Origin of the sequence: Jeotgalicoccus sp. FSL K6-3177, from assembly GCF_038050175.1 — a bacterium.
Classification (GTDB): domain Bacteria; phylum Bacillota; class Bacilli; order Staphylococcales; family Salinicoccaceae; genus Jeotgalicoccus; species Jeotgalicoccus nanhaiensis.
The window spans coordinates 2,117,563-2,139,024 of sequence record NZ_JBBOSK010000001.1; the positions used below are offsets into that span (position 1 = coordinate 2,117,563).

At 43.7% G+C, this 21,462-nt stretch carries 26 protein-coding genes, 1 tRNA gene and 1 riboswitch; of the genes, 8 read left to right on the plus strand and 19 right to left on the minus strand.

Annotated elements, in window-relative coordinates:
• Positions 1-80 precede the first annotated feature (80 nt).
• From MHH58_RS10800 to MHH58_RS10820, 5 genes are all read right to left on the minus strand, one after another.
• Complete coding sequence (locus tag MHH58_RS10800; RefSeq protein WP_341345883.1) at positions 81-1,418, minus strand: anthrax toxin lethal factor-related metalloendopeptidase; 1,338 nt, start codon at positions 1,416-1,418, stop codon at positions 81-83.
• A gap of 18 nt (positions 1,419-1,436) precedes the next feature.
• Positions 1,437-1,709 (minus strand): YciI family protein, encoded by a 273-nt coding sequence (locus tag MHH58_RS10805; protein ID WP_135098888.1) that lies wholly within the window; start codon positions 1,707-1,709, stop codon positions 1,437-1,439.
• 57 nt (positions 1,710-1,766) lie between these two features.
• On the minus strand, positions 1,767-2,300 hold the full coding sequence (locus tag MHH58_RS10810; protein ID WP_341345884.1) for a thioredoxin domain-containing protein: 534 nt from the start codon (positions 2,298-2,300) through the stop codon (positions 1,767-1,769).
• Between the two features lie 215 nt (positions 2,301-2,515).
• Entirely contained in the window at positions 2,516-3,694 is a 1,179-nt protein-coding gene (locus MHH58_RS10815) for a M20 metallopeptidase family protein (protein WP_341345885.1), read from the minus strand.
• A 102-nt stretch (positions 3,695-3,796) separates the two neighbouring features.
• Entirely contained in the window at positions 3,797-4,717 is a 921-nt protein-coding gene (locus MHH58_RS10820) for an AEC family transporter (protein WP_341345886.1), read from the minus strand.
• Between the two features lie 264 nt (positions 4,718-4,981).
• Between MHH58_RS10820 and MHH58_RS10825 the strand changes: the two genes are divergently transcribed.
• The 4 genes from MHH58_RS10825 to MHH58_RS10840 are packed head-to-tail and all read left to right on the plus strand — an operon-like array spanning position 4,982 to position 8,399.
• Positions 4,982-6,136, plus strand: coding sequence for a betaine/proline/choline family ABC transporter ATP-binding protein (locus MHH58_RS10825; protein ID WP_135098882.1), 1,155 nt, complete (start codon positions 4,982-4,984; stop codon positions 6,134-6,136).
• Entirely contained in the window at positions 6,133-6,768 is a 636-nt protein-coding gene (locus MHH58_RS10830) for an ABC transporter permease (RefSeq protein ID WP_135098880.1), read from the plus strand. Before MHH58_RS10825 ends, MHH58_RS10830 begins: the two co-directional genes overlap by 4 nt.
• Before the next feature lie 10 nt (positions 6,769-6,778).
• A complete protein-coding gene (locus MHH58_RS10835; RefSeq protein WP_135098878.1) occupies positions 6,779-7,708 on the plus strand; it encodes an osmoprotectant ABC transporter substrate-binding protein in 930 nt (309 codons plus the stop codon).
• A 1-nt stretch (position 7,709) separates the two neighbouring features.
• On the plus strand, positions 7,710-8,399 hold the full coding sequence (locus MHH58_RS10840) for an ABC transporter permease (protein WP_135098876.1): 690 nt from the start codon (positions 7,710-7,712) through the stop codon (positions 8,397-8,399).
• 89 nt (positions 8,400-8,488) lie between these two features.
• Here MHH58_RS10840 and MHH58_RS10845 read toward each other — a convergent pair whose 3' ends face one another.
• Together MHH58_RS10845 and MHH58_RS10850 are read right to left on the minus strand one after the other, a co-directional pair.
• Positions 8,489-9,199 carry an MOSC domain-containing protein gene (locus tag MHH58_RS10845; RefSeq protein WP_341345887.1) on the minus strand — a complete coding sequence of 237 codons (711 nt, stop codon included), beginning with the start codon at positions 9,197-9,199 and terminating at the stop codon, positions 8,489-8,491.
• A gap of 6 nt (positions 9,200-9,205) precedes the next feature.
• Positions 9,206-10,063, minus strand: a complete 858-nt coding sequence (locus MHH58_RS10850) for a fumarylacetoacetate hydrolase family protein (protein WP_341345888.1) — start codon at positions 10,061-10,063, stop codon at positions 9,206-9,208.
• A 132-nt stretch (positions 10,064-10,195) separates the two neighbouring features.
• Between MHH58_RS10850 and MHH58_RS10855 the strand changes: the two genes are divergently transcribed.
• Positions 10,196-10,630 (plus strand): acyl-CoA thioesterase, encoded by a 435-nt coding sequence (locus MHH58_RS10855; protein ID WP_341345889.1) that lies wholly within the window; start codon positions 10,196-10,198, stop codon positions 10,628-10,630.
• 253 nt (positions 10,631-10,883) lie between these two features.
• On the opposite strand, the gene MHH58_RS10860 is transcribed toward MHH58_RS10855, so the two are convergent.
• From MHH58_RS10860 to tenA, 5 genes are all read right to left on the minus strand, one after another.
• Positions 10,884-11,864, minus strand: coding sequence for a nuclease-related domain-containing protein (locus MHH58_RS10860; RefSeq protein WP_167753405.1), 981 nt, complete (start codon positions 11,862-11,864; stop codon positions 10,884-10,886).
• Between the two features lie 154 nt (positions 11,865-12,018).
• Positions 12,019-12,837 carry a metallophosphoesterase gene (locus MHH58_RS10865; RefSeq protein ID WP_135098866.1) on the minus strand — a complete coding sequence of 273 codons (819 nt, stop codon included), beginning with the start codon at positions 12,835-12,837 and terminating at the stop codon, positions 12,019-12,021.
• A gap of 169 nt (positions 12,838-13,006) precedes the next feature.
• Positions 13,007-13,189, minus strand: coding sequence for a hypothetical protein (locus MHH58_RS10870; RefSeq protein ID WP_135098864.1), 183 nt, complete (start codon positions 13,187-13,189; stop codon positions 13,007-13,009).
• Positions 13,190-13,307: 118 nt separating this feature from the next.
• The gene (locus tag MHH58_RS10875) at positions 13,308-13,490 is read right to left on the minus strand and encodes a hypothetical protein (protein ID WP_135098862.1); all 183 of its coding nucleotides are present in this window, start codon (positions 13,488-13,490) and stop codon (positions 13,308-13,310) included.
• A gap of 143 nt (positions 13,491-13,633) precedes the next feature.
• Positions 13,634-14,314 carry a thiaminase II gene (gene tenA / locus MHH58_RS10880; RefSeq protein WP_341345890.1) on the minus strand — a complete coding sequence of 227 codons (681 nt, stop codon included), beginning with the start codon at positions 14,312-14,314 and terminating at the stop codon, positions 13,634-13,636.
• An 89-nt stretch (positions 14,315-14,403) separates the two neighbouring features.
• Positions 14,404-14,499, minus strand: a riboswitch (TPP riboswitch).
• A gap of 90 nt (positions 14,500-14,589) precedes the next feature.
• On the opposite strand from tenA, the gene MHH58_RS10885 reads away from it, so the two are divergent.
• Positions 14,590-14,916 (plus strand): four-helix bundle copper-binding protein, encoded by a 327-nt coding sequence (locus MHH58_RS10885; protein WP_341345891.1) that lies wholly within the window; start codon positions 14,590-14,592, stop codon positions 14,914-14,916.
• A gap of 238 nt (positions 14,917-15,154) precedes the next feature.
• Here the strand turns inward: MHH58_RS10885 and MHH58_RS10890 are convergent, their stop codons facing one another.
• Both MHH58_RS10890 and MHH58_RS10895 read right to left on the minus strand, forming a co-directional pair.
• Positions 15,155-15,676: a hypothetical protein gene (locus MHH58_RS10890; RefSeq protein WP_341345892.1), complete on the minus strand. Its 522-nt coding sequence runs from the start codon at positions 15,674-15,676 to the stop codon at positions 15,155-15,157.
• A gap of 24 nt (positions 15,677-15,700) precedes the next feature.
• The gene (locus tag MHH58_RS10895) at positions 15,701-16,474 is read right to left on the minus strand and encodes a serine hydrolase (protein ID WP_341345893.1); all 774 of its coding nucleotides are present in this window, start codon (positions 16,472-16,474) and stop codon (positions 15,701-15,703) included.
• Between the two features lie 117 nt (positions 16,475-16,591).
• Between MHH58_RS10895 and MHH58_RS10900 the strand changes: the two genes are divergently transcribed.
• On the plus strand, positions 16,592-17,323 hold the full coding sequence (locus tag MHH58_RS10900) for a YsnF/AvaK domain-containing protein (protein WP_341345894.1): 732 nt from the start codon (positions 16,592-16,594) through the stop codon (positions 17,321-17,323).
• Positions 17,324-17,360: 37 nt separating this feature from the next.
• On the opposite strand, the gene MHH58_RS10905 is transcribed toward MHH58_RS10900, so the two are convergent.
• The 3 genes from MHH58_RS10905 to MHH58_RS10915 form a co-directional block, all read right to left on the minus strand.
• A complete protein-coding gene (locus MHH58_RS10905; protein WP_265588377.1) occupies positions 17,361-17,486 on the minus strand; it encodes a hypothetical protein in 126 nt (41 codons plus the stop codon).
• 69 nt (positions 17,487-17,555) lie between these two features.
• The gene (locus tag MHH58_RS10910) at positions 17,556-17,849 is read right to left on the minus strand and encodes a hypothetical protein (protein WP_135098849.1); all 294 of its coding nucleotides are present in this window, start codon (positions 17,847-17,849) and stop codon (positions 17,556-17,558) included.
• Between the two features lie 23 nt (positions 17,850-17,872).
• A tRNA-Thr gene (locus tag MHH58_RS10915) sits at positions 17,873-17,943 on the minus strand.
• 115 nt (positions 17,944-18,058) lie between these two features.
• Here MHH58_RS10915 and MHH58_RS10920 point away from each other — a divergent pair.
• Positions 18,059-18,958, plus strand: coding sequence for a diacylglycerol/lipid kinase family protein (locus MHH58_RS10920; RefSeq protein ID WP_341345895.1), 900 nt, complete (start codon positions 18,059-18,061; stop codon positions 18,956-18,958).
• Positions 18,959-18,981: 23 nt separating this feature from the next.
• On the opposite strand, the gene MHH58_RS10925 is transcribed toward MHH58_RS10920, so the two are convergent.
• Positions 18,982-20,157 carry a benzoate/H(+) symporter BenE family transporter gene (locus MHH58_RS10925; RefSeq protein ID WP_341345896.1) on the minus strand — a complete coding sequence of 392 codons (1,176 nt, stop codon included), beginning with the start codon at positions 20,155-20,157 and terminating at the stop codon, positions 18,982-18,984.
• Between the two features lie 120 nt (positions 20,158-20,277).
• Positions 20,278-21,453 carry a M20 family metallo-hydrolase gene (locus MHH58_RS10930; protein ID WP_341345897.1) on the minus strand — a complete coding sequence of 392 codons (1,176 nt, stop codon included), beginning with the start codon at positions 21,451-21,453 and terminating at the stop codon, positions 20,278-20,280.
• Positions 21,454-21,462 lie beyond the last annotated feature (9 nt).

Sequence of the window (21,462 nt, forward strand, 5' to 3'; positions counted from 1 at the left end):
TCTTTCATTAAAAAATCCCCTTAAGTCGGTTTTTGAGCCAACTTAAAGGGATGATGTTAATTCTCAAGACTTATCTTCTTTTATTTTCTCTTCCTATATACAATAATAGCGATAATTACTGCCGCTAATACCGCCAGTCCTGCAACTACTTTTATAATCGTATTCTGCAGTTCCTGTTTTCTCGCTTCTTCAGCGGCTTTTTCACGTTCTTCCGCTTCAAGCTGCTCCTGTTTCTCTCTTTCCAGTCTTTCTTCTTCGGCTTTACGCTCTGCTTCTTCACGGGCTTCCTGTTCTTCTCGTTCCCGCTGTTCTTCCGCTTCGCGCTGCGCCGTTTCATCAGCTTCCCATGCTTCTTCCAGATTGCTGTTTAAATTATCGACTTCATCCTGTTTCAAATTGTAAACATCAGAAATATAACTTTTCGAATTAGCCAGGGCCCGGGTCAATGATTCACCCATATTCCGGTCCTGATACGCTTCTTCGACTTCCGAAATCGTCGCTTCCAGTTCTGACGTATCCGCATCCGCAACACTGCCTGTCAGCGCCGAGCGCGTGTATGAAGTATACAGTTCCTGACCATTTCCATCTTTGGCGACAACATGAAAGTCATAAGTAGTGTCTGTATTTAAACCTTCAATTCTGAAGCTGCTGCTTGTCGTCGTTCCAACGGATTCTCCATTTCGGAACATTTCATACTCAGCCGCATCTTCATGAGCATCCCAGTACATCGTTGCGGTATTGCCTGTGACTTCTCCTGTCGATAAAATCCGGTGGTCAAAATCTTCGAAGAAAGCATAGGTTTTCGGTGCTTTCCCGGCTAATTCAGAACGTGAGTCATCAGTATAATAATACATCGCAAATGCTTCCCCGAAATACTCTTCGGCCATATTGTAATATTCACGCTGCGAACTGCCGCCGAACAGCTGGTCCACCTCTTCTGCATGTATGGCTCTGAATTCTTCAGTCTCGCTGACCTGGACTCCCACTGTAAATGAATCGACAACATGGCCGTATTCATGGAGTTCCAAGTTAATTGTCGAATGTCCTTTGCCGTATTCACTGTAGCCGATACGCGCCATCGAAACGTGGCCGCCGGCTCCCGGAATCTCATCCCAGGAACTTGTATGTCCTCTCGGCACCACGCCTTTTAAGTGGGCGAATTCGGGCTGATCTGTAATCGGTGTATCCGCTAAAATAAATACTGCACCATTATTGCTCGTCTGATATAAGATACTGTTTTCAACGTGATTCATACGGCTGATCATTCTCTGTGCTTCCTGCCAGCTTTCATCAGATGATGCCCGTACATCGACCATATTCTGCAAATACGGATTGATTGCCTCTTCGGCGTGAATCCCCGGCGCCCATAACAATAATATTCCCGCTATTAATAATGTAATTCTCTTTGCTGCATTCATCCTTATCACTCCGAACTTTTAAAACTCGTAATTTGTTTCCATATCCCATTCATAAATTTCATAATCTCTCGCCCCAAGCGAAATGTAGGGATCCTGCTTTACGAGTGCGACCGCTGACTCCGTGTCTTCTGCACGATAAATTATAAGACCGCCGGCACCGTCGGTGAACCGCCCGTTCATCAGTACGCTGCCCGCTTCTCTCTGACGCGCTAGGAATTCCAGATGCTCCGGTCTATGTACACGCGATAATTCTTCATCTTTCATCGATAAAAACACTGCGAAATACTTCATTGCTTCATCTCCTTAACAGTAATATACACTAAATGAAAACAGACTGGAAACTCCAGCCTATTTCAATGACTCTATTCTTTCAGTTAATATTCTGCTGATTTCTTCTTTGCTCTGGTCTGCCGGCTTATATTCCGTGAGGTGTTCCCCATTAATAAATACTGTCGGAACGATTTTCAGCCCGCGTTCATTAAAATCTTCAAGCACTGCTTCACCGCGTTCATAGGCTGCCATTTTTTCAGGCAGTCCGAGTGTATCTTCACACATTTCAAGTGCTTTCCTGAAGCTCTTCACCCAGGATTCCTGTGTCTGAAATAACTTTTTCAGCGCCTCAAATCCTTCTATCGGATCATCGTGATCGACGTAGTTATTAGCAACTGTTCCGCGGAGCAGCCGGTCTTTAGTCCGGTCAACATGCTTAATAACAAACTTTACATGTCCGCTGTCTGTATAAGGTTTAATCACTTCAGAGGCAATTTCAAAAAACTTGGCACTGTATGGACAGCCGAGGTTCACAAAAGCTTCCACTTCAATTGATGCATGCTCAAGTCCGACTGTTAAGTATTCAATATCCGCACTGTATCTGTTTTTCACAAAAACTCCCCCAATTTTTATTTCGCTTAGTACTAAACATACCCAAATTTCCTAGTGCGCAATCTCATTAATAAAAAGAAAACAGGCACCTTCCCGGGTGGAAAGTGCCTGTTAAGGGGTTATATATTTTAAAACAGCTAAGCAAATTTAATTATCTTCTAAAATATCATTCATTCTTTATTAACGTCAATACTTTTTCTGAAAATTCAGTCCCTTTAATTTACATCTAAATAATCATAAGCAAACTGGCTGAGTATCGCCGCTCCGTAATGCAGCGCATCTTCATCTACGTTGAATTTCGGGTGGTGGTTCGGATACGCGGTATCTTCACCGCCATTTGTTCCCAGTCTGAAGAATACACCGGGGACTTCACGTGCAAAGTAAGAGAAATCTTCGCCGCCCATGCTCGGATTAACATCGAGCAGCTGTCCTTCTCCGAGTATTTTATCGACTGTTGTTCTGAGTGTAGGAATTAAGGCCGGATCATTAAATACTGACGGATAACCGTATGTGTATTCCAGCTCATATGATGCGCCCATCCCGCTCGTGATACCGTTTAAGTATTCATGCATTGTTTCTTTTACTTTCGGACGGAGTTCAGGGTTTAACAAGCGGACTGTGCCTTCCAGTGTAACTTCAGGCGCAATGACGTTTCTTGCAAAGCCGCCTTCAATTCTTCCTATCGTGAGCACAATATTTTCAAGCGGATCGATATTTCTGCTGACAATCTGCTGCAGAGACGCAATGACCGTTGAAGATATTGCTATCGGATCAATCGATAAATGAGGGTGTGCCGCATGACCGCCTTTGCCGATGATTTTAATGTCGAAAGAATCTGTACATGCTGTCGCAAACCCTTCTGTGATTGAAGTTTCACCGGTTTTAATCGTCGGATGGACATGCAGTCCCGCTACAGCATCCACATCGGGATTTTTCAAGGCGCCTTCCTGCACCATCACATCAGCTCCGCCGTATCCTTCTTCCGCCGGCTGAAACAAGAGCTTGATGTTGCCCCGTTCCGGCGGATTTTCACTGATGATATGAGCAGCTCCGAGCAGTATCGCTGTGTGAGCATCATGACCGCAGAGATGACCGACACCGTCCACGGTTGATTTATATTCCGTTTCGCCTTCTTCCTGAATCGGCAGAGCATCCATATCCGCACGCAGCGCGACCGTCGGCCCTTCAATTTTCCCTTTTAACGTCGCAACCAGTCCTGTTTTCGCTACCGGGTACTCAATTTCAAAATTGAGCTTCTCCAGTTTTTCTTTTACAAATTCCGCTGTTTTGTATTCTTCAAATGATAGTTCCGGGTGCTTATGCAAATGTCTGCGCCATTCTATGATTTTATCTTTTAACTCTTCTGCCTGAGATAAACTAGTGTGATTACTCAAATACTGCATCCCCTTTAATATTAATTTGACTTAAACCTACCTTAGGCGAATAATCATGTCAAACAATAGTCTGAATAATCCATCAAAAAGAAGAGTGAGATTTTACGGCTGCATTCCAATTCCGAGAACGAAGAGCCAGACCGGCAGAGCTATCAGGCTTAACAGCGTGGTGATAAAAGCCCCGAGGGAGACGGTGTCAGGCTTCGTATTGTATGCCGCAGCAATCATCGTAGCATTCGCAGCGACCGGCATCGCATTCAGGATAATAAATACAAGTTTAAACGTATCATCAACCGGCATGAAAAGCGTCAGTCCCATCGCAATTAAAGGTGATATTGCCATACGCATAACAACCAGACCCGTAACTTCTGTCATTCCGCTGTGGCCGAGTTTCATTTCGGCAAGCTGCATACCTAAAATCAGCATAACGATTGGAATGGATGCCGCACCGATCATTTCTATAATTTCCATAAAAGCTGCCGGAATTTCAAAGTTTATCAGCTGAAAGATAATTGCTGTTAAGACCGCATATATCACCGGCACGCGCATGACGCTGCGTAAACCTTCCCGCACGGTAATCGCCGCGCCGCTGCCGTAAGACGCAATAAAAATTCCTACGGTGCTGATAATGAAGGTGTGAATGACTGTAAGCATAATGGCATAGTCAAAAGCCGCGGCATTAATTGCAAAGAGCACTACCGGCGCTCCGTAGTTGCCGCTGTTTGGAAAAAGCACGCCGAGCAGCATGGCGCCGATTTCCGCTCTGCCGTACTTCAGTAAACGGGCGATTATAATAGTGATAACTGTTAAAATCAGCATTAATACCAGCGAATAAAACAGGGCATATAAAAATTCTCCGTCCAGCGGATTGGTGTAAAAGGTCGTAAAAGCCAAACAGGGAAACAATATGTAAAGCGAGACAGACGAAACTGATTTAATGTCCATTTTCAAAAGTTTCTGCGCGGTAAATCCGGCTACAAAAACCAGGAATACAGGCACTACAATCATTAATAATGACAGCATTGGCATTCCCCTTCTATAATAATATGATTATTTCATTCTATCATCCCTGTCAAAACGTAATGAAATTAAAATTCCTTAACTTTCATATTTTTATTTAACTTTTATAATTAAATTTCAGTTAATTATTTCACAATGATTTACAGAATACGCACATATGAACATTCCCTATATGTGAAAAAATAAAGCTGCCTGAAATACTCCTCCTACTATGATATAGTTATATAGTATAAAATTGCTCAACTTTATAAAGTAAAGGAGACAACTATGCTAAGTATTAAAAACCTAACTAAGATTTACGGCGGCAGTAAAAAAGCTGTCAACGACATTTCCCTCGATATTCAGGAAGGTGAATTTATCGCATTTATCGGTACGAGCGGCAGCGGAAAAACGACTGCACTCCGGATGATTAACCGGATGATCGAACCGACTTCCGGCACGATTACGATAAACGGTGAAGATATCACAAAGAAAAATCCGGTGGAACTCCGCCGCAGTATCGGTTATGTAATCCAGCAGATTGGCCTGCTTCCTCACATGACGATTAAAGAAAATATTACTCTGGTTCCAAAACTTTTAAAATGGTCTGAAGAAGACAAAGATAAGAAGGCGCGGGAACTAATTAAGCTCGTCGACCTGCCGGAAGAGTTTTTAGACCGCTATCCATCCGAGCTTTCAGGTGGACAGCAGCAGCGTATCGGTGTTGTCAGAGCACTCGCAGCTGAACAGGATATTATACTTATGGACGAGCCTTTCGGAGCGCTCGACCCAATTACGCGCGATACATTACAGGACCTGGTCAAAGAACTCCAGCAGAAACTCGGCAAGACTTTTATTTTCGTTACCCACGATATGGATGAAGCGATAAAACTCGCGGACAGAATTTGTATTATGAGCCACGGAGAAATCGTCCAGTTCGATTCGCCCGATGAAATTCTCCGCAATCCGGCAAACGACTTCGTCCGCGACTTTATCGGTGAAGGACGCCTGATTCAGGACAGGCCGAATATGCGCACCGTTGCTGATGCAATGATTACTCCGGTCAGCATTACGGTCGACAAATCGATTAACGAATGCATCGCTTTAATGCGCGAAAAACGTATTGATACAATTCTCGTTACCGACAGCCATAAGAAGCTGCTCGGTTTTATAGATATCGAAGATATTAATGAAGGCTACCGCAAAGGCATGGATATTGTTGATTTAATGGGCCGGGATATATACAAAATCGGCATCGATTCAAAACTTCAGGATTCAGTCAGAACCATCTTAAAACGGAATGTCAGAAACATTCCTGTAGTCGATGACAATAATACATTAATCGGATTAATTACACGCTCGAATCTGGTGGATATCGTGTACGATACAATCTGGGGCGAGGAGCCTTCCCGGGAGCTTGCGTCAGGAGCTGATGAAGCATGATGGAATTTTTAAATGCGAATGGCACGGAACTTTTCATTAAAACGTGGGAACACTTTTACCTGTCTATAATTTCATTATTTATCGGTATTCTGATTGCCGTGCCGCTCGGTATGGCTATCGCCAACACAAAAAAGCTCAGCGGCTATGTCCTGACAACCGCCGGTGTGCTGCAGACAGTGCCGACACTTGCGGTGCTTGCACTGATGATTCCGCTGTTCGGCGTCGGACGCATACCGGCAATTATTGCACTCAGCGCGTACATTCTGCTGCCGATTTTAAACAATACTATTATCGGCGTTAAAAATATTGATCCCGACGTAAAAGAAGCAGCAAAAAGTATGGGCATGACCCGCATGCAGCTGATCTGGCATGTTGAACTGCCTATCGCGGTACCGCTGATTTTAAGCGGTATCAGATTATCGTCGGTCTATGTCATTTCGTGGGCAACACTTGCGAGCTACATCGGTGCCGGCGGTCTCGGAGACTTCGTCTTTAACGGATTGAACTCGTACCAGCCCGAACTGATTATCAGTGCGGCAATTATGGTAACCCTGCTTGCGCTGATTGCGGATTATATTTTATCGCTGACTGAAAAATGGGCAACGCCTAAAGGCTTAAAAGTATCTAGATAGGAGGAGTATCATGAGACAAATAAAAAAATTATTAGCCGTCACACTGGTATCTCTGACTGTCTTAGCCGGGTGCAGCCTGCCCGGTCTCAGCAGCAGTTCCGGCGACGGTATCGCAATCACATCAATGACGACGACAGAATCACAGATTGCTTCCCATATGTCACGCTTAATGATTGAACATTACAGCGAAGGAGAAATTGAGCCGGTAATGATTAATAATCTCGGTTCATCGACAATTCAGCACAACGCCCTGCTCTCGGGAGATGCTCAGATATCCGGTGTCCGCTATACCGGCACTGACTTGACAGGTGTATTAAATCAAGAACCGGAGAGCGATCCGGTTACTGCTATGGAGCAGACACAGGAAATATTTGATCAGGAATTCGATATGAAATTTTACGATTCTTACGGTTTCGATAACACCTATGCTTTTATGGTAACCCGTGAAACGGCAGAAGAATATAACCTCGAAACAACATCGGATCTCGCGGAATATACAGATGAATTCGCAGTAGGCGTTGATACTTCCTGGTTCAACCGTCCCGGAGACGGCTATCCTGCCTTCCAGGAAGCTTACGGTTTCTCTTTCGGCAACATCCGCGCTATGCAGATCAGCCTGGTCTATGAAGCTCTCAGCACAGGCAGTCTGGACCTCGCGCTCGGCTATACGACGGACGGCCGCATTCCGGCTTATGATTTAGTCGTGCTGGAAGACGACCTTCAGTTCTTCCCGCCGTATGATGCATCACCGTTCGCGACCCATGCAGTTATTGAAGAATATCCGGTAATTGACGAGGCGCTGTCCCGTCTGACAGATACAATCTCAACCGAAACAATGCAGAACTTAAACTACCGGGCGGATGAAGAAGGTATTGAGCCGGCACTCGTTGCGGAAGAGTTTTTAGAAGAACATAACTACTTTGAAGAGGAAGGTGAATAAGATGACAGGTAATTTATTAACGGATTTATATAATTATTTCGTCAACAACTTCGCCTATCTGCTGAGTCTCTTTACAGACCACCTGCTGATGAGTGTTTACGGTGTACTCTTTGCTGCAATTATCGGCATACCGCTCGGGATTTTTATCGCGCGCTATGCGAAGCTGTCAGGTGTAATTATTACCATCGCGAATATTATCCAGACCATTCCGGCCCTTGCCATGCTGTCGATTTTAATGCTCGTTATGGGGCTTGGTACAAATACTGTTATTCTGACGGTTTTCCTGTACGCGCTTCTGCCGATTATTAAAAATACGTACGCAGGTATTACAGGTGTCGATAAAAATATTACCGATGCCGGGAAAAGTATGGGCATGACACGCAATCAGGTATTGCGCATGATTGAACTGCCGCTTGCCCTGTCGGTTATTATCGGCGGACTCCGCATTGCACTCGTTGTCGCGATTGGTATCGTTGCAATCGGGTCGTTCATCGGCGCGCCGACCTTGTCGGATTTAATTATCCGCGGGACGAACGCTACAGACGGCACGGTGTATATTTTAGCCGGCGCAATTCCTATTGCCCTGATTGCGATTATTATCGACTTCGCGCTTCGTTTCCTTGAACGGAAGCTCGATCCGACATATAATCCAGACGATAAAACACCGAAAGCTCAAACAGTTAACGATTAAATTTATGCAGTCCTGCCATTTTGGCGGGACTTTTTTATATTTATTAGTGCAAAATAAAATCAAAATTCACACTGAGTTATATTTTCCTCTTATATATTCGGGCCGTACAGCCGTTTCGAATCGTCGACTGTTTCGCCGGAGAGCAGTTTATCGAGTGTGGTTTTCCAGCTCGGCGGTGTGTATTCACAATCCCTGAGATTCTCAAGCAGGCCGATATTGTCACGGTTGTGGTACAGCACTTCATTCATCCGGTCAATGGTCCAGTCCGGGCATGGACGTTCAAGGAGTTTAAATGTATCTCCCGCCTGGATATTCCCCTCTTTAAGCACACGGAAATACCAGCCGGTGCGGCCCGTATCCTCAATCTTTTTCGCGAAATCAATGTCGCCGTGACGCCGCGCCGGTTTCCAGCATGGGCGCCGCGGCTGAGATACCTGAATCATCGCTTCGCCGAGTTCATATATATCCGCGATATGTACGGTTGTTTCATCCATATGCATTACGGAAATATTTTCTCCGTTGCCGCCGGCCGCAATGTCGGAATTTCCGAGTTCACGCTGCCAGTTATCGTAATGTGCGAGACTGTACGCAAACAGTGCTTTTTCCGGTCCGCCGTGATTTTTCTTATCCGCACATTCATCGCCGGCGAGACCTTCTTTAGATAAAAAGACCTGCTTGTCCGTTTTTTCTTTAAACGCGCCTGTTTTCCACTGCTGATTCATCTTATTGTCTGCATCAGGATTTCCGACAGTTTTTACTCCTCCAGTATAAAGAGTATGAACTTTTCCATATATCGACATTAAACATCATTCCTTTTTAAAATGATTTGTCAGACGACCGAGTGTTTCTATTTCCACCGTCACTGTATCGCCGTCTTTAATCCACGGTTTGTCCGCTTTTTTATAACCTGAAGCGACACCTTCCGGTGTTCCCGTCAGAATAATATCTCCCGGTTTCAGCGTCATATATTTTGAAATGTGACTGACGAGTCCTCTGCTCTTGAATACCATATCATTCGTGTTTGAATCCTGGCGCAGCTCGCCGTTGACATATGTCTTTATACGCAGCTTATGCGGTTCACCGATTTCACCAAGCGTTGCAATATAAGGGCCCACCGGGCAGAAACCGTCATAAGTTTTTCCTGCCAGCCATTGGCTCGTCGCAAACTGCGAGCTTCTTTCCGAAACATCATTCGCATTAGCATAGCCGAACACATAATCCATCGCGTCTTCACGCGGAATATTACGGCCCTCTCTGCCGATAATAATCGCGAGCTCGCCTTCGTAGTCAATCATATATGTGTCTTTCGGTATTGTAATCGTACTGTTGTGGGCGGTCAGTGTGTTATTAAACTTCGAAAAAATCACCGGCATTTCCGGTATATTTATTTTCATTTCTTCGGCGTGCCTTTTATAGTTTACACCGACACAAATAATTTTCTCAGGATTTGGCACAACCGGACCGAGTACCAGTTCATCGACACTCTTCAGTTCAATATAATCCGCTTCCAGATAGAATTCAATTAGCGCCTCTGCCTTGTCTTTGTTCGCCATGACCTCCTGCAGCGTTTCAAAATCCCCGGAAATATCCAGCACACCTTTCTCAGTCAGTACACCAAGCTTATATTTCCCGGTTGTTTCATCTACAAAAGTCAGTAATTTCATGTTCATTTTGCCCCATTTCTAATTGCCTTCTTTCTCTATCATACCCTTTTAACCAAAAACGATAAACTCCTTTGAAAAATTGCAGATAGAGAATGATATAATATCTTTAAGTTATTTTTAGGAGGAAATTTCATGAGCGTTTATGTAGCAGAAAAAGAAATCCAGATATTATATGCAGATACCGACATGATGGGCGTTATTTATCACGGCAGCTATATTAAATGGCTGGAACTCGGACGCATGCAGCTGATTGAAGATATCGGCTATGATTATTTAAAAATGGAACGGAAAGGATACCTCGCCCCCGTTCATAACGTCAACATCACTTATGCGAAATCATTAAAATACGGTGACCGCGCCTTCGTCCGCACCTGGGTCGAAGAAAACACCGGTGTCCGTACAATTTACGGGTTCGAAATCGTTAACGGTGACGGTGAAGTCTGCACGCACGGCACGACCACCCTGATTGTCGTTAAAAAAGTCGACGGCGAATTCCGTCCTGTTATGTTTAAACGCGTTTTCCCCGAATGGCACGCGAAATACGAAGAAATCAAAGTGAAAAAATAATATTTTTTGTGGAACGCGCCGGTCCGGCGCGTTTTTTTGCTGATGATTGGGTGGGGTGCGAGCTTGGTGGCGCGCAGTCCCTCTTCTTGTGCCTCCGTCGTTTTTCGGTGGCGCGCAGTCTCTCTTCTTGTGCCACCGTCGTTTTTCGGTGGCGCGCAGTTCCTCTTCTTGTGCCACCGTCGTTTCTCGGTGGCGCGCAGTTCCTCTTCTTGTGCCGCCGTCGTTTTTCGGTGGCGCGCACAAGTAGGTAATCCTAGATTTTAATCATATGATTCTTATACCTTCTAATATATTCATGATTTTCTACCACATCTTCGTAATTTTCATAATTAAACTCATAATAAGTCGCATTCCCCGCGCCAAATCGAGTACAATATTTACTCAGCATTCTTACAATCGTACGCGGACTGACTTTGTAATCGATAAATTCCAATAAGCGTTTTCTCGTTAATTTTTCGTTCGTAAATAATGCAGTATAATCACTTAGCGCGCGAATAACATGAGATTCTTTCGTTTCTCTGGATTTGCATGCAGTACAGAAGAAATGATATGCCCATGTTTCAACCTCAAAACCCCCGCAATTCCCGCAGTACAATCCTTTACGCACTGAATCAAAATTCGCGCTCTTATCAAAAAATGGATTATCAATAATGTGTGAAGACACCGCTTCCGCAATTCGTTCCGCGTACCGGCCGGCATACTCGTTCGAAAATCTCTTTAAATAATCACGCAGCTCGGATCTCATCACCAATCTCTCACGCACATCCTGATTATCAAAATTCAGCCGGAAATCTATATGCGGAAAAACAACCTTCCCCTCTATATCAAAATTCAACCGGTGAATATACTGCAGTTTGAGCAGCTTATTCATAGCGCGTTTCAGCTGCGCCGGGGGATCATCCGGCACCTCAAAGTTTCCGGCATACCATTTTCCTCTCTCCACACGATAAAAACCCGAGTAGTTTTTTATCTCATTCACTGTTATTCCCGCATCGCTCACAATCAGAGCGTCGTACTGCGCTGTACTGTCCTCGATTCTCAAATAAATATCCCGGAAGACAAATACCGAACTGTGGCCCTCTTCATCAAACACTTCGTCATAAATACGTTCTCCCTTATAACCGCGCTCCAGCACCGACAATTTTTTCGCATCTTTTTCTTCCAGACAAAAGCGGGAACTGAGTGCTCTGTAAAATGCCAGTTCTTTACTGATTTTCCGTTCTGATATAATCATTGATTTCCTCCTTAAAAGTCCTCTCATACTATATATAGGGAAAATCAGCGATTTATTTTTATTTCGTACAAGTTATTTTAATTTCCTGGATAGATACAAAGAATTCCCAGAAAAATACAAAAACCACCGGAAAAGGTGGTTGATGGTTCTCTTATCAAATTTCTATAACCTGCAAAGCGTCCCGCATCTCGTGCACAATATCTTTTGTCCGCCATTCACGTTTATAACCGAGACAGGCACAGATGTAATCCGTACCATTTTCTTCAACCTGATGCCTAAAATGAATATGCCCCATAATACTGTAGCGGATATCATATTCTTCATAAAAGCGGTCAAAGTCCGATGTGCCGATGAAGGCGTTATAATAATCGAACAGGCGATTCGGCATCGGCACCCTGAATGCTTTGTGAGTCGCGACATGCGTCATCAGGATAATTTTTTTATCACGGACCGCTTCAAGGTCAGCTTCGGCGCGCTCCGCCATCTCTCTGGACACTTCCGGATCAGTCATTCCCCAGTTAATTTTCACTTTATCCTGCCACGTGCCACCGTAGTATTCCCGCTCGCTTAACCGTTCCAGGGAAAACCGGTCGCTTGCATACGTATAATCATACCAGGCCGGGTTCATCACGAGTGCCCAGCCGTTGCCAAGATCAATCGGCGAACCTTCTTTAAAGTATTTCGTCTCTTTAAAAAATTCATATATTTCCCGGGTGCTTTTCGCATCCCCGCTGAAGTTCCAGAAATCGTGATTACCCGGCACGAAGTAAATCGTCACACCGGTCATCTGTTCGAGCTCCTGCATAAAGCGGTAAGAGCGGACATGATCGTTTGAAATATCGCCGGCAATCAGCAGAATATCGAGCGCCTCTCTCGACACTTCGTTGGCAAGCGTAAGAGAAAAATCCTTCTGTTTCAGCGTTTCACTATTATAACGGTCAATGTGCAAATCTGAAATAACACCAATTTTCATTACTTTTTCGCTCCCGCATCAGTTTATTGATTCAATGCTACCACAACTTTTATCCTGTATAAAAAATTCCGCCTGCCGCTTCTCTATAAAAACAGAATTTATAATTTTTCGATAAAATACGCTAAATCATAAAAATAGTGCCGCCTGAAACGGCAGCACTTCATAATTTTTACTGATCTTCTTCAGTTCCAGCGTCTTCAACTTCATTTTCTTCTTCGTCATCATCCGAATCATCAAGTGCATCTTCTTCGACTTCGTTCTCATCTACTTCCGTTTCATCGACACCCGTGTCGCTGCATGCCGCGAGTGCAAGCACACCAATCAGCGTTGTCACCACTGTCAATTTCTTCATGTAACCAGTCACTCTCCTTAAGTCAGATTAATACTTATATACCCTCGATGTGATAATTTAACACTGTACACGATAAAAAAGTGCCGCCGGCTTTAACCGGCGGCATTTCAAGCATTTTTTAAGCTCCATCGTCTTCTGATTCGGTATCTTCTGTTTCTGTATCTGTTTCAGTCTCTGTACTTTCTGTTTCTGTTCCTTCAGTGCCGGTTTCTTCTGTCTCTGTTCCTTCTTCAGTGTCTCCGCCGCACGCTGCTAATGCAAGCACTCCGACTAACGATCCGATTGTTAAAAGTTTCTTCATTATGGATTTCCAGCTCCTTAAAAGTAAGATAGTATTCAGACTGATTCATGGTGTTAATTCTACAATACCTCAAAGAAAAACTGACTTATACATTATTTACCGACCTTTAACAATTTTGAAAACTTATTAATAATTATAACCGTTTATAAACTCACTTTAATCGGCCATTCTTCCCGGCTTTCGCACATATCCCAAAACATATACTCATAGAGACTGGTCTTCACGACGATTTCTTCCAGCAGGACCAGTTCACGTTCAGGTTTTCCTTCAGCGAGCTTATTAAGGAGAGTCATCGCCGTGCCGTTCAAACTGGTGAAATCTTCACTAGAATATGTTTCAACCCACTGTTTGTACGGATTGTTTTCCTGCTCCGGGTATTTATCCGACAGAGATCTTCCGATGTAATTGTAACTCCAGGCGCAGGCGAGGAGGCATGCAGCAACAGCCGCTGCATCACCCCGCTGAGCGTGGTTCAGCATATAGCTCGTGTAAGCAGTGTTCACTGCGGAAGCTTCGGTCAGAAGAAGCTCCTCTTCTGAAATACCAAACTCTGCCGCGTAATTTCTGTGCAGCTCCATTTCTCCGAAGAGCGTGCCGTGCAGCATTTCAGAAAACATATTCATCGTTTTTAGGTCCGGCGACTTCTCCGCCCCGATTGCCATCAGCCGGGAATACTCAACCAGATACACATAGTCCTGCTTCAGCCAGTGCTGAAATTTCCCGTGCTCGAGCGTCCCGTCCCCTAAACCGGTCACAAACGGATGCTCAAGATATCCGTTCCAAATACTCTCCACGCTGTCCCATAACCTGTCTGTAAACTTCATTGCCATATCTCCTTTGTATTTCGGCCAAAGACGATAAAAACCCGAACCTTATGAGAGGCCCGGGCCAAAAAATATACAGACATCCGCGTATATATCGACACAGACTTCCCTGCGCAGGTCCTAACCTACAGGTTCAAAGGGTCGATATTATCTCTCAGCACATAAGTGCGCCCCCAGCCGTTTATATTTTCTTTACAATTCCACTGTACTACAGTTTAAAAAATATTGCTCAGGGAATTAATAGATTGTATGAATCTTTTAAGGAGGAATTATATATGGCTCACGAACAGAATCAGCAGCTGCTTAAAACTCTGCACGAATGCATGGAAGCGTGCAATCACTGTTTCGACGCATGCTTAAAAGAAGAAGATGTAAAAATGATGGCGGACTGCATTAGAACAGACCGTGAATGTGCGGATATGTGCTCATTTTTAGAACAGGCCGTCACAAGAAACTCACCTTTCGTTAAAGAACTCGCCGGCGTATGTGCCACTATTTGTGAAGCATGCGGCAAGGAATGTCAAAAGCATGACCACGATCACTGTCAGGAATGCGCCAAAGCCTGCTTTGAATGTGCGGAAGCATGCAGGGCTGCGGCGTAAAAGAAAGAAAAAGACATGCAGAAATTTCTGCATGTCTTTTTTTATGTACAGACGGTCCTAAAGGCAAAACTTTCCGCCCGGAAGTTTTTGGGAAATCCCCGTCGAAATCAGGTCATCAGCACGATTGTGTTTCGTGTCCAGCATCCGGATTCTTAAAACGTAATCAGATAAATAAACCGTAAATTGTAATCCATCAAATTATCATATAAGAAAGGGGCCTGATTTCTGCCGAAAACTTTTATATCGTTTTAAGTTCCGCTTCAATTGTTTCCGTACTGTTGAACTTATCAATCAGCATGGATTTACGGTTTACCTTTACTTCAAGCGCCTCAATATATTCGATTACTTCTTTTTCATTAATAATACCCTCTTCAACAATACCGACACCGGCGACAGTTTTAATACGTTCACGATGGTAGCCGAAAGACGTATTGTTCTGCAGATTATTGACGATATCCCTTTCCAGTTTCAGTGATTCCAGCACTTCTGATGCGGTGTATTCCACATCATCAATCGTAAGCACTCCTGTTGTATTTTTATGATGAACGGCAGCCTTCAGCGTAATAATATCGTGTTTCAGCTGTTCAATCTTTTTAAGAGAATCTTTTACATCCGCTGTCTTGCTGTCATTTACAACACTTTCGTTATTTACGGCGACCGGCACGCGGTATTCAGTATCGAATTTCGCATATTCCTTATTAAGCTGATTACGGAGATTGCTGACTGTAAAAATTGCTTCCTGCAAAGTGAGTTCTGTCATAAGTGCCTCCCTGGTTTCTAAAATTTAATTCATATACTTCTTAAATATTTTACCCATTTCATTCAGGAAATATTTGCCTTCCTGATTCGTCGGCCAGTTGTCTGAGAAAATAGAAAATATGAGCTGTTTGCCATTCAGTTGAATCATGCCGAATTCATGCTCGAGCGCTGTCACCGACCCTGTTTTCGAGGCGATAAACTCCGCCTCATGGTCTTCATCGATATTAAAAAATCCGCCGGTTCTGTCGTTAATCTGCTGTTTTTTCATGACATCAAAGAAGTTCTGTCTGATGTCTTCCGGCAGCACATCGTTTTCCTGAATTACGTACTTCATGGACGTAAACATATCAGCGGCTGATGTTGCGTTGCGCTTTCCTTCATTAATACCCGTCGTATCATAGTAATTGCGCGCGAGCGTCGTGTCGTGGAGACCGAGTGCCGTAAACCCTTCGTTAATCCGGTCGATGCCGATATTATCGATGAGCATGTTTGATGCGGTATTATCAGAAATAATAATCGCAAGCACAATCGTATCCCATAAAGTCAGGCGCTTAACGCTCTCGAGCGTGTGAAGCACGCCGCAGCCGCCGACTTTCTTACCCACTGTAAGCGAAATATCTTCGTAATTATGAAAATGCTGCTGCAGATTAATCAGCGCAATCGGTACTTTTATCGTGCTGGCTGAAGGGTACACTGCATGTTCCCTATGTACATATATCTGATTATCAAATTCAATCTTATAAGAAATATCTTTTGTCGGCTGACGTTCAATCAGCGCCTCGATTTCATCTTTAAACATCTGGTCATCCCCTTTGCCCGTGTTTAAATAAAGAATATCACAACTTACTGCCGGTTTGCACTTAGTCTATACGGGGAATAAAGGAATAATTACTAATAACGATGGAGGTCTGGCATTATGGGGCAAATTGAACTGATTGCGAATGAAGAACATTTACATGAAAGATTGAAGCATTATACAAGGACGGGAACATCTGAACATAAACTGACAGTCGTATCGACCCGAGGCTATGGAGATTTTCTGACGGATTATCCAGATGTAAACGAACGGATGACCGGTGCCGAGAGTATCGAAGAACTGCTGGCGCAGCTGGATGGCAGCCAGCGCCTGACGATGACGAATGCAGAACGCGATAACTATACGAACGCTCTGAATAATGGAGAACTTCTTTTATATATTGATGAATCCGGTCTTGAAACACCGCAGGATGAAGAAACGATGGAGCTTCGTGAAGAAAGGCTTGCTGTAAGTAAAGAAAAAGTTCAAACAGGAGAAGTCGTTGTTGAAAAGTATACGGATTCGAAGGTTGAAGAATTTGATGTGCCGGTGAATATGGATAATGTCACTGTAGAACGCCGTCCTGTCGAAGGCGAACCGCTGTTTGAGACCTATAATAATACAGAAGACGGCGATGACGATCTCGGCATCATCAGAATTCCGGTGACGAAAGAACGGATCAGGGTGATTAAGGAACACGTTGTCACAGAAGAAATTGTAATTACAAAAGAAATCGTTGAGAAGATGGAACATGTATCAGGTACAGTGAAACATGATGATATCAGAGTGAGTGAAGTGAAGAATGAAGATGCTAAGGTCAGAGAAGTAAAGAATATAGATATTGATAAATAACCAAAAATCCGGACCTCTTTGAGGACCGGATTTTTCTCTATTTCTTCTTATTATTCTTATTTGTATAGTTGGAAATAATCGGCTTAACATAATTTAATACTTTTTCTCTTTTAACAGGATCTTTCATCGTTTCCTTAATTACTCTAATAATTAAGTTCTTCATATATTGACCTTCAATCTTTCATTTAAATTTTTAACCTTATCACGATTATACATTAACATAAAAGATTGCTTACTCAGGACGCTGATTCTGCACTTTTAAATTCAGTCCGAATACGATGAGTGAGATAATTACAATGATTAACATTACTATGCGATAGACTTCAAATGAAGGTTCTATTCTCATAATCATGAATAATTCAAAGAAAAACCAGCCGCCTGTGACTGTAAGAAAAGCTCCTTTAAAAGCTCTCGCCAGCATCTTATCTCTGACAGCTTTAGTGAGATCAGTGCTTTTAAAAAACTGGACTGCATTCACAATCGCATAAATTAAAACGATCAGGAGCACTGCACTTATAACAATCATGTTGAGCATTCTCCTTTAAAATAAGCCGACAGCGAGAATCGAACTCGCATTGCAGCCTTACCATGGCTGTGTTCTGCCATTAAACTATGTCGGCATATGTTTCCAATACATTTTACTATAGTATAATTCATAGAAAATTTCCAGTCTTTTCGGCATCTTCTTCTCTGCTCTGCTGCGGTATAATGTTTATAACAGAATGGAGGAGCGATATGAAAAAGGCCTTAATCATTATTAACCGAACTGCCGGCATGGGGCAGAAAGCGGAACTTGAAGCAGCACTGGTACGCACTTTAGAATCTCAGAATTTTGATGCTGTAATCAAATACACAGAGGCGGATGATTTTGAACATATCGTTCTTGAACAACGGGAAACCGCTGATCTTTTTATCGCCGCAGGCGGTGACGGAACGCTCAGCGGACTCGTCAGCATTCTCGGCAGAGAGAATATCGATACCCCTGTCGCTGTCATTCCTGCCGGTACAGTCAATGATTTTGCCAGATCAAACGGCCTGCCGCTCAATCCGTTGACAGCAGCAAAAGAACTGAATACATCAGTAACAAAAGCGGTAGATATTATTAAAGTCAATGATACATATGCGCTGTACCTTGCTGCATTCGGAAACTTCATGTCTTCTTTTGCCAAAGTAAGCTCCCCTGTTAAAAATAAAACCGGCCGCGCTGCTTACCTGTGGACGGGACTTAAAACACTGATGAAGCTGAAGCCGTACCGCATCAGTTTAAAAATAAATAAACTGGAAATGGAGATTGAGTCAGTGCTGACACTGGTTTCTAAAAATCCATCTGTCGGCAGCCTCGAAAAGCTGATTCCGGAAGCAAAGCCCGATGACGGGCTGCTGCATATTTTAAATGTGGAGCCGGTGAACACTAAAGAAATTGCACAGCTGCTTTATATGGCCTTTAAAGGACGAATCACGGAGCACCCGAAAGTACTTTATTTAACTGCGGAACAGGTTGAAATACAAGCCCGCGATTTAAAGGAAATGAATATTGACGGGGATATATATGACTACAAAGATACTGTTATATCTGTTGTCAAAGACGGGCTGAAACTTGCCGGCATCAATAAAAATACCGGAACACGTGAATAACACATCACAGTTCCGGCAGCTTTTTATTTCCTAACCACTTTTGCCAGTATCGTTCCGATTAACAGTGCCCATACCGGCGCACTGACATAGAATATTGAAATTCCCGATACCGAAATAATAAATGTAAAAACAACAGCCATCGTATTTTTTGAACTTGAGAAACTCGTTCTCATCGTTGAAGCAAATACACCGATTAAAACAAAACCTGCAAGCATAGCCATCAGCGCTTCAGGCAGTTCAAACATCAGCGGCACGAGTGCCCATGCAAACAGTCCGAAAATCAGCATAATAACACTCGAAATCACAGAAGCGACGTAACGTTTATCTGTATCGCCTGATTCCTCATCCGAAGCAATCGTCGTCATCATTCCCGCAACGTTTGCAGACTGGCCGCCGAAGAAACTGGTGAATATCGATAAAATACCGCTCACAGTTAAGATATTATTCGTCGGCACTTTGTAACCGCTCCGTTCCAGCGCCCCGACAGCCGGTGTGGCATCGTTGCTTAAAATCATCAGAGCAAGAGGAATTGAAATCGAGATTGCACCGGCGAGTGAAAAGTCCGGGGCATGCACAATCGGCAGGACTACTTCCGTCCCAAGTGCAGACATATCAAAGTCATAAATCAAAAAGAAGACGATGATGCTGGTCAGCACCGAGCCGAGCATCGGCGGGATTCTTAAATTCCATTTCGTTAAAATAAAAAAGACGGTGATGGCACTGATTCCAACGATGGGCAGCTCCTGCGCTGCTGGAATTAATCCGACAACGTAGCTCGTTATAATACCTGCCAGCATGGCGGAAATAATCTCCCTTGGAATCCAGCTCATCACTTTTTTAAATATGCCGGAGATACCAAACAGCATAATAATAATCCCGGTGATGATAAAACCGCCGACCAGTTCCTGATATGTAAAATGCGGTGTCACCGTGACTAAAAATGCGACCCCTGTAATAGAATGGGCGCCGACAATCGGCATCCGGTAATATAATGCCATAATCAGACCGAATAAAGCGCCGAAAAACTGTACAGCGTAAAACCATGAGATAGTCTCGATGTGAGTAAACCCGCCCGCTGCCGCCGCTTCAATGACGATAATCGGAGCGCCGACAATACCGAGAGTCCCCGTTATAATCCCGGCAGAGATATTCTGTGTATTTAAATCATTTATAAATCCTCTGTTATACATTTTGTTCATATGACTGTCTCCATTAGCTTAAATATGTCTACTCTGATGATACCATGAGTTATTACGATATAAATAAAGTGTTTCAAACAAATTAACCCCTGAAGCCGCTTAAATACTTCAGGGGATAGTTTATTTATCTAATGATTTCAGGGTTTCCAGCATGATATTTACAGCATTTTCGATGTATTTCCAATCCGACTTTTCGGCAGGATTATGACTGATACCGTCGATACTCGGCACAAAAATCATACCGGCAGCCATAAACGGCGCCAGTGTATTCGTGTCATGATTCGCCCCGCTCAGCATACGCATAGTCGGCAGATCCAGTTTTTCACCCGCCTGCTCGATTGTTTCAATAATTTTATCAGACATGGCATTAGTCGGTTTCGTTACTCCCGGTTTAATTTTCACGTCATAATTTTCTTCAATCCAGCTTAGAACTCCTTTCGGAAATGATTCCAGTCTTTCCTTGTTCCCTGAACGTACCTCAAATGTCATTTCCACCTCGCCGGGAATAATCGTCGCGGCATTGGGTCTGACTTCAAGCTGTCCGACAGTCGCGACAGTGCCGTCATCCAGTTTTCGAACCTCACTGTTGATACGTTGCACAATCTCACTCGCCATCACCAGCGCATCTTTCCGGTATTCCATCGGCATGGTGCCGGAATGGCCCGCTTCACCAAGGACAGTAATATGATTTCTGACAATACCCGCTATATTGGTCACAATGCCAGTTTTGTTGCCATTATTCTCAAGAACAGTTCCCTGTTCAATGTGCAGTTCGATAAAACCGGTATAATCCTGAATTGTATTAGAAGCCTCTTCAATCTGTTCTTTCGTCAGATCTGCAGCTTTTAAAATATCATCGTCGAGATTATCATTCTTTACCTGCCCCGTAATGACACGGCTGCCGAAAGTCCCCCCTAACGGATTACCTTCCTCGCCGACAAGACAGACGAGTTCATAAGCTGTGTGTTGAGAATTTTGTCCTTTAAGCTGAAGCAGGCATTCAAGCGCGGCCATTACACCTAAGGCACCGTCATAGAGCCCGCCGTTCTTAACAGTATCAAGATGGGAACCAAAAGCATATACCGGTTTATCTTCAGGACCAATACGCGCAAATAAATTGCCGATTGAATCCCGTCTGACACTGATACCGTTTTTCTTCAGTTCCCCTTCCAGCCAGTTAATCGCATCTTTCTCTTCTTTTGAAAATGCCAGACGGTTATACCCCTCTGAACCGCTGTTGAAAGTATTGCCAACGTATTCAAGATTTTCTTTAATACGGTTTATATTAATCGACATACTGAAGTC

What these genes read in the sequence shown, in the direction of transcription:
- MHH58_RS10800 (WP_341345883.1), bottom strand. Translation starts at nt 1,418, where the DNA reads ATGAATGCAGCAAAGAGAATTACATTATTAATAGCGGGAATATTATTG.
- MHH58_RS10805 (WP_135098888.1), bottom strand. Translation starts at nt 1,709, where the DNA reads ATGAAGTATTTCGCAGTGTTTTTATCGATGAAAGATGAAGAATTATCG.
- MHH58_RS10820 (WP_341345886.1), bottom strand. Translation starts at nt 4,717, where the DNA reads ATGCTGTCATTATTAATGATTGTAGTGCCTGTATTCCTGGTTTTTGTA.
- MHH58_RS10825 (WP_135098882.1), top strand. Translation starts at nt 4,982, where the DNA reads ATGCTAAGTATTAAAAACCTAACTAAGATTTACGGCGGCAGTAAAAAA.
- MHH58_RS10830 (WP_135098880.1), top strand. Translation starts at nt 6,133, where the DNA reads ATGATGGAATTTTTAAATGCGAATGGCACGGAACTTTTCATTAAAACG.
- MHH58_RS10835 (WP_135098878.1), top strand. Translation starts at nt 6,779, where the DNA reads ATGAGACAAATAAAAAAATTATTAGCCGTCACACTGGTATCTCTGACT.
- MHH58_RS10840 (WP_135098876.1), top strand. Translation starts at nt 7,710, where the DNA reads ATGACAGGTAATTTATTAACGGATTTATATAATTATTTCGTCAACAAC.
- MHH58_RS10845 (WP_341345887.1), bottom strand. Translation starts at nt 9,199, where the DNA reads ATGTCGATATATGGAAAAGTTCATACTCTTTATACTGGAGGAGTAAAA.
- MHH58_RS10850 (WP_341345888.1), bottom strand. Translation starts at nt 10,063, where the DNA reads ATGAAATTACTGACTTTTGTAGATGAAACAACCGGGAAATATAAGCTT.
- MHH58_RS10855 (WP_341345889.1), top strand. Translation starts at nt 10,196, where the DNA reads ATGAGCGTTTATGTAGCAGAAAAAGAAATCCAGATATTATATGCAGAT.
- MHH58_RS10860 (WP_167753405.1), bottom strand. Translation starts at nt 11,864, where the DNA reads ATGATTATATCAGAACGGAAAATCAGTAAAGAACTGGCATTTTACAGA.
- MHH58_RS10865 (WP_135098866.1), bottom strand. Translation starts at nt 12,837, where the DNA reads ATGAAAATTGGTGTTATTTCAGATTTGCACATTGACCGTTATAATAGT.
- MHH58_RS10870 (WP_135098864.1), bottom strand. Translation starts at nt 13,189, where the DNA reads ATGAAGAAATTGACAGTGGTGACAACGCTGATTGGTGTGCTTGCACTC.
- MHH58_RS10875 (WP_135098862.1), bottom strand. Translation starts at nt 13,490, where the DNA reads ATGAAGAAACTTTTAACAATCGGATCGTTAGTCGGAGTGCTTGCATTA.
- tenA (WP_341345890.1), bottom strand. Translation starts at nt 14,314, where the DNA reads ATGAAGTTTACAGACAGGTTATGGGACAGCGTGGAGAGTATTTGGAAC.
- MHH58_RS10885 (WP_341345891.1), top strand. Translation starts at nt 14,590, where the DNA reads ATGGCTCACGAACAGAATCAGCAGCTGCTTAAAACTCTGCACGAATGC.
- MHH58_RS10890 (WP_341345892.1), bottom strand. Translation starts at nt 15,676, where the DNA reads ATGACAGAACTCACTTTGCAGGAAGCAATTTTTACAGTCAGCAATCTC.
- MHH58_RS10895 (WP_341345893.1), bottom strand. Translation starts at nt 16,474, where the DNA reads ATGTTTAAAGATGAAATCGAGGCGCTGATTGAACGTCAGCCGACAAAA.
- MHH58_RS10900 (WP_341345894.1), top strand. Translation starts at nt 16,592, where the DNA reads ATGGGGCAAATTGAACTGATTGCGAATGAAGAACATTTACATGAAAGA.
- MHH58_RS10905 (WP_265588377.1), bottom strand. Translation starts at nt 17,486, where the DNA reads ATGAAGAACTTAATTATTAGAGTAATTAAGGAAACGATGAAAGATCCT.
- MHH58_RS10910 (WP_135098849.1), bottom strand. Translation starts at nt 17,849, where the DNA reads ATGATTGTTATAAGTGCAGTGCTCCTGATCGTTTTAATTTATGCGATT.
- MHH58_RS10920 (WP_341345895.1), top strand. Translation starts at nt 18,059, where the DNA reads ATGAAAAAGGCCTTAATCATTATTAACCGAACTGCCGGCATGGGGCAG.
- MHH58_RS10925 (WP_341345896.1), bottom strand. Translation starts at nt 20,157, where the DNA reads ATGAACAAAATGTATAACAGAGGATTTATAAATGATTTAAATACACAG.
- MHH58_RS10930 (WP_341345897.1), bottom strand. Translation starts at nt 21,453, where the DNA reads ATGTCGATTAATATAAACCGTATTAAAGAAAATCTTGAATACGTTGGC.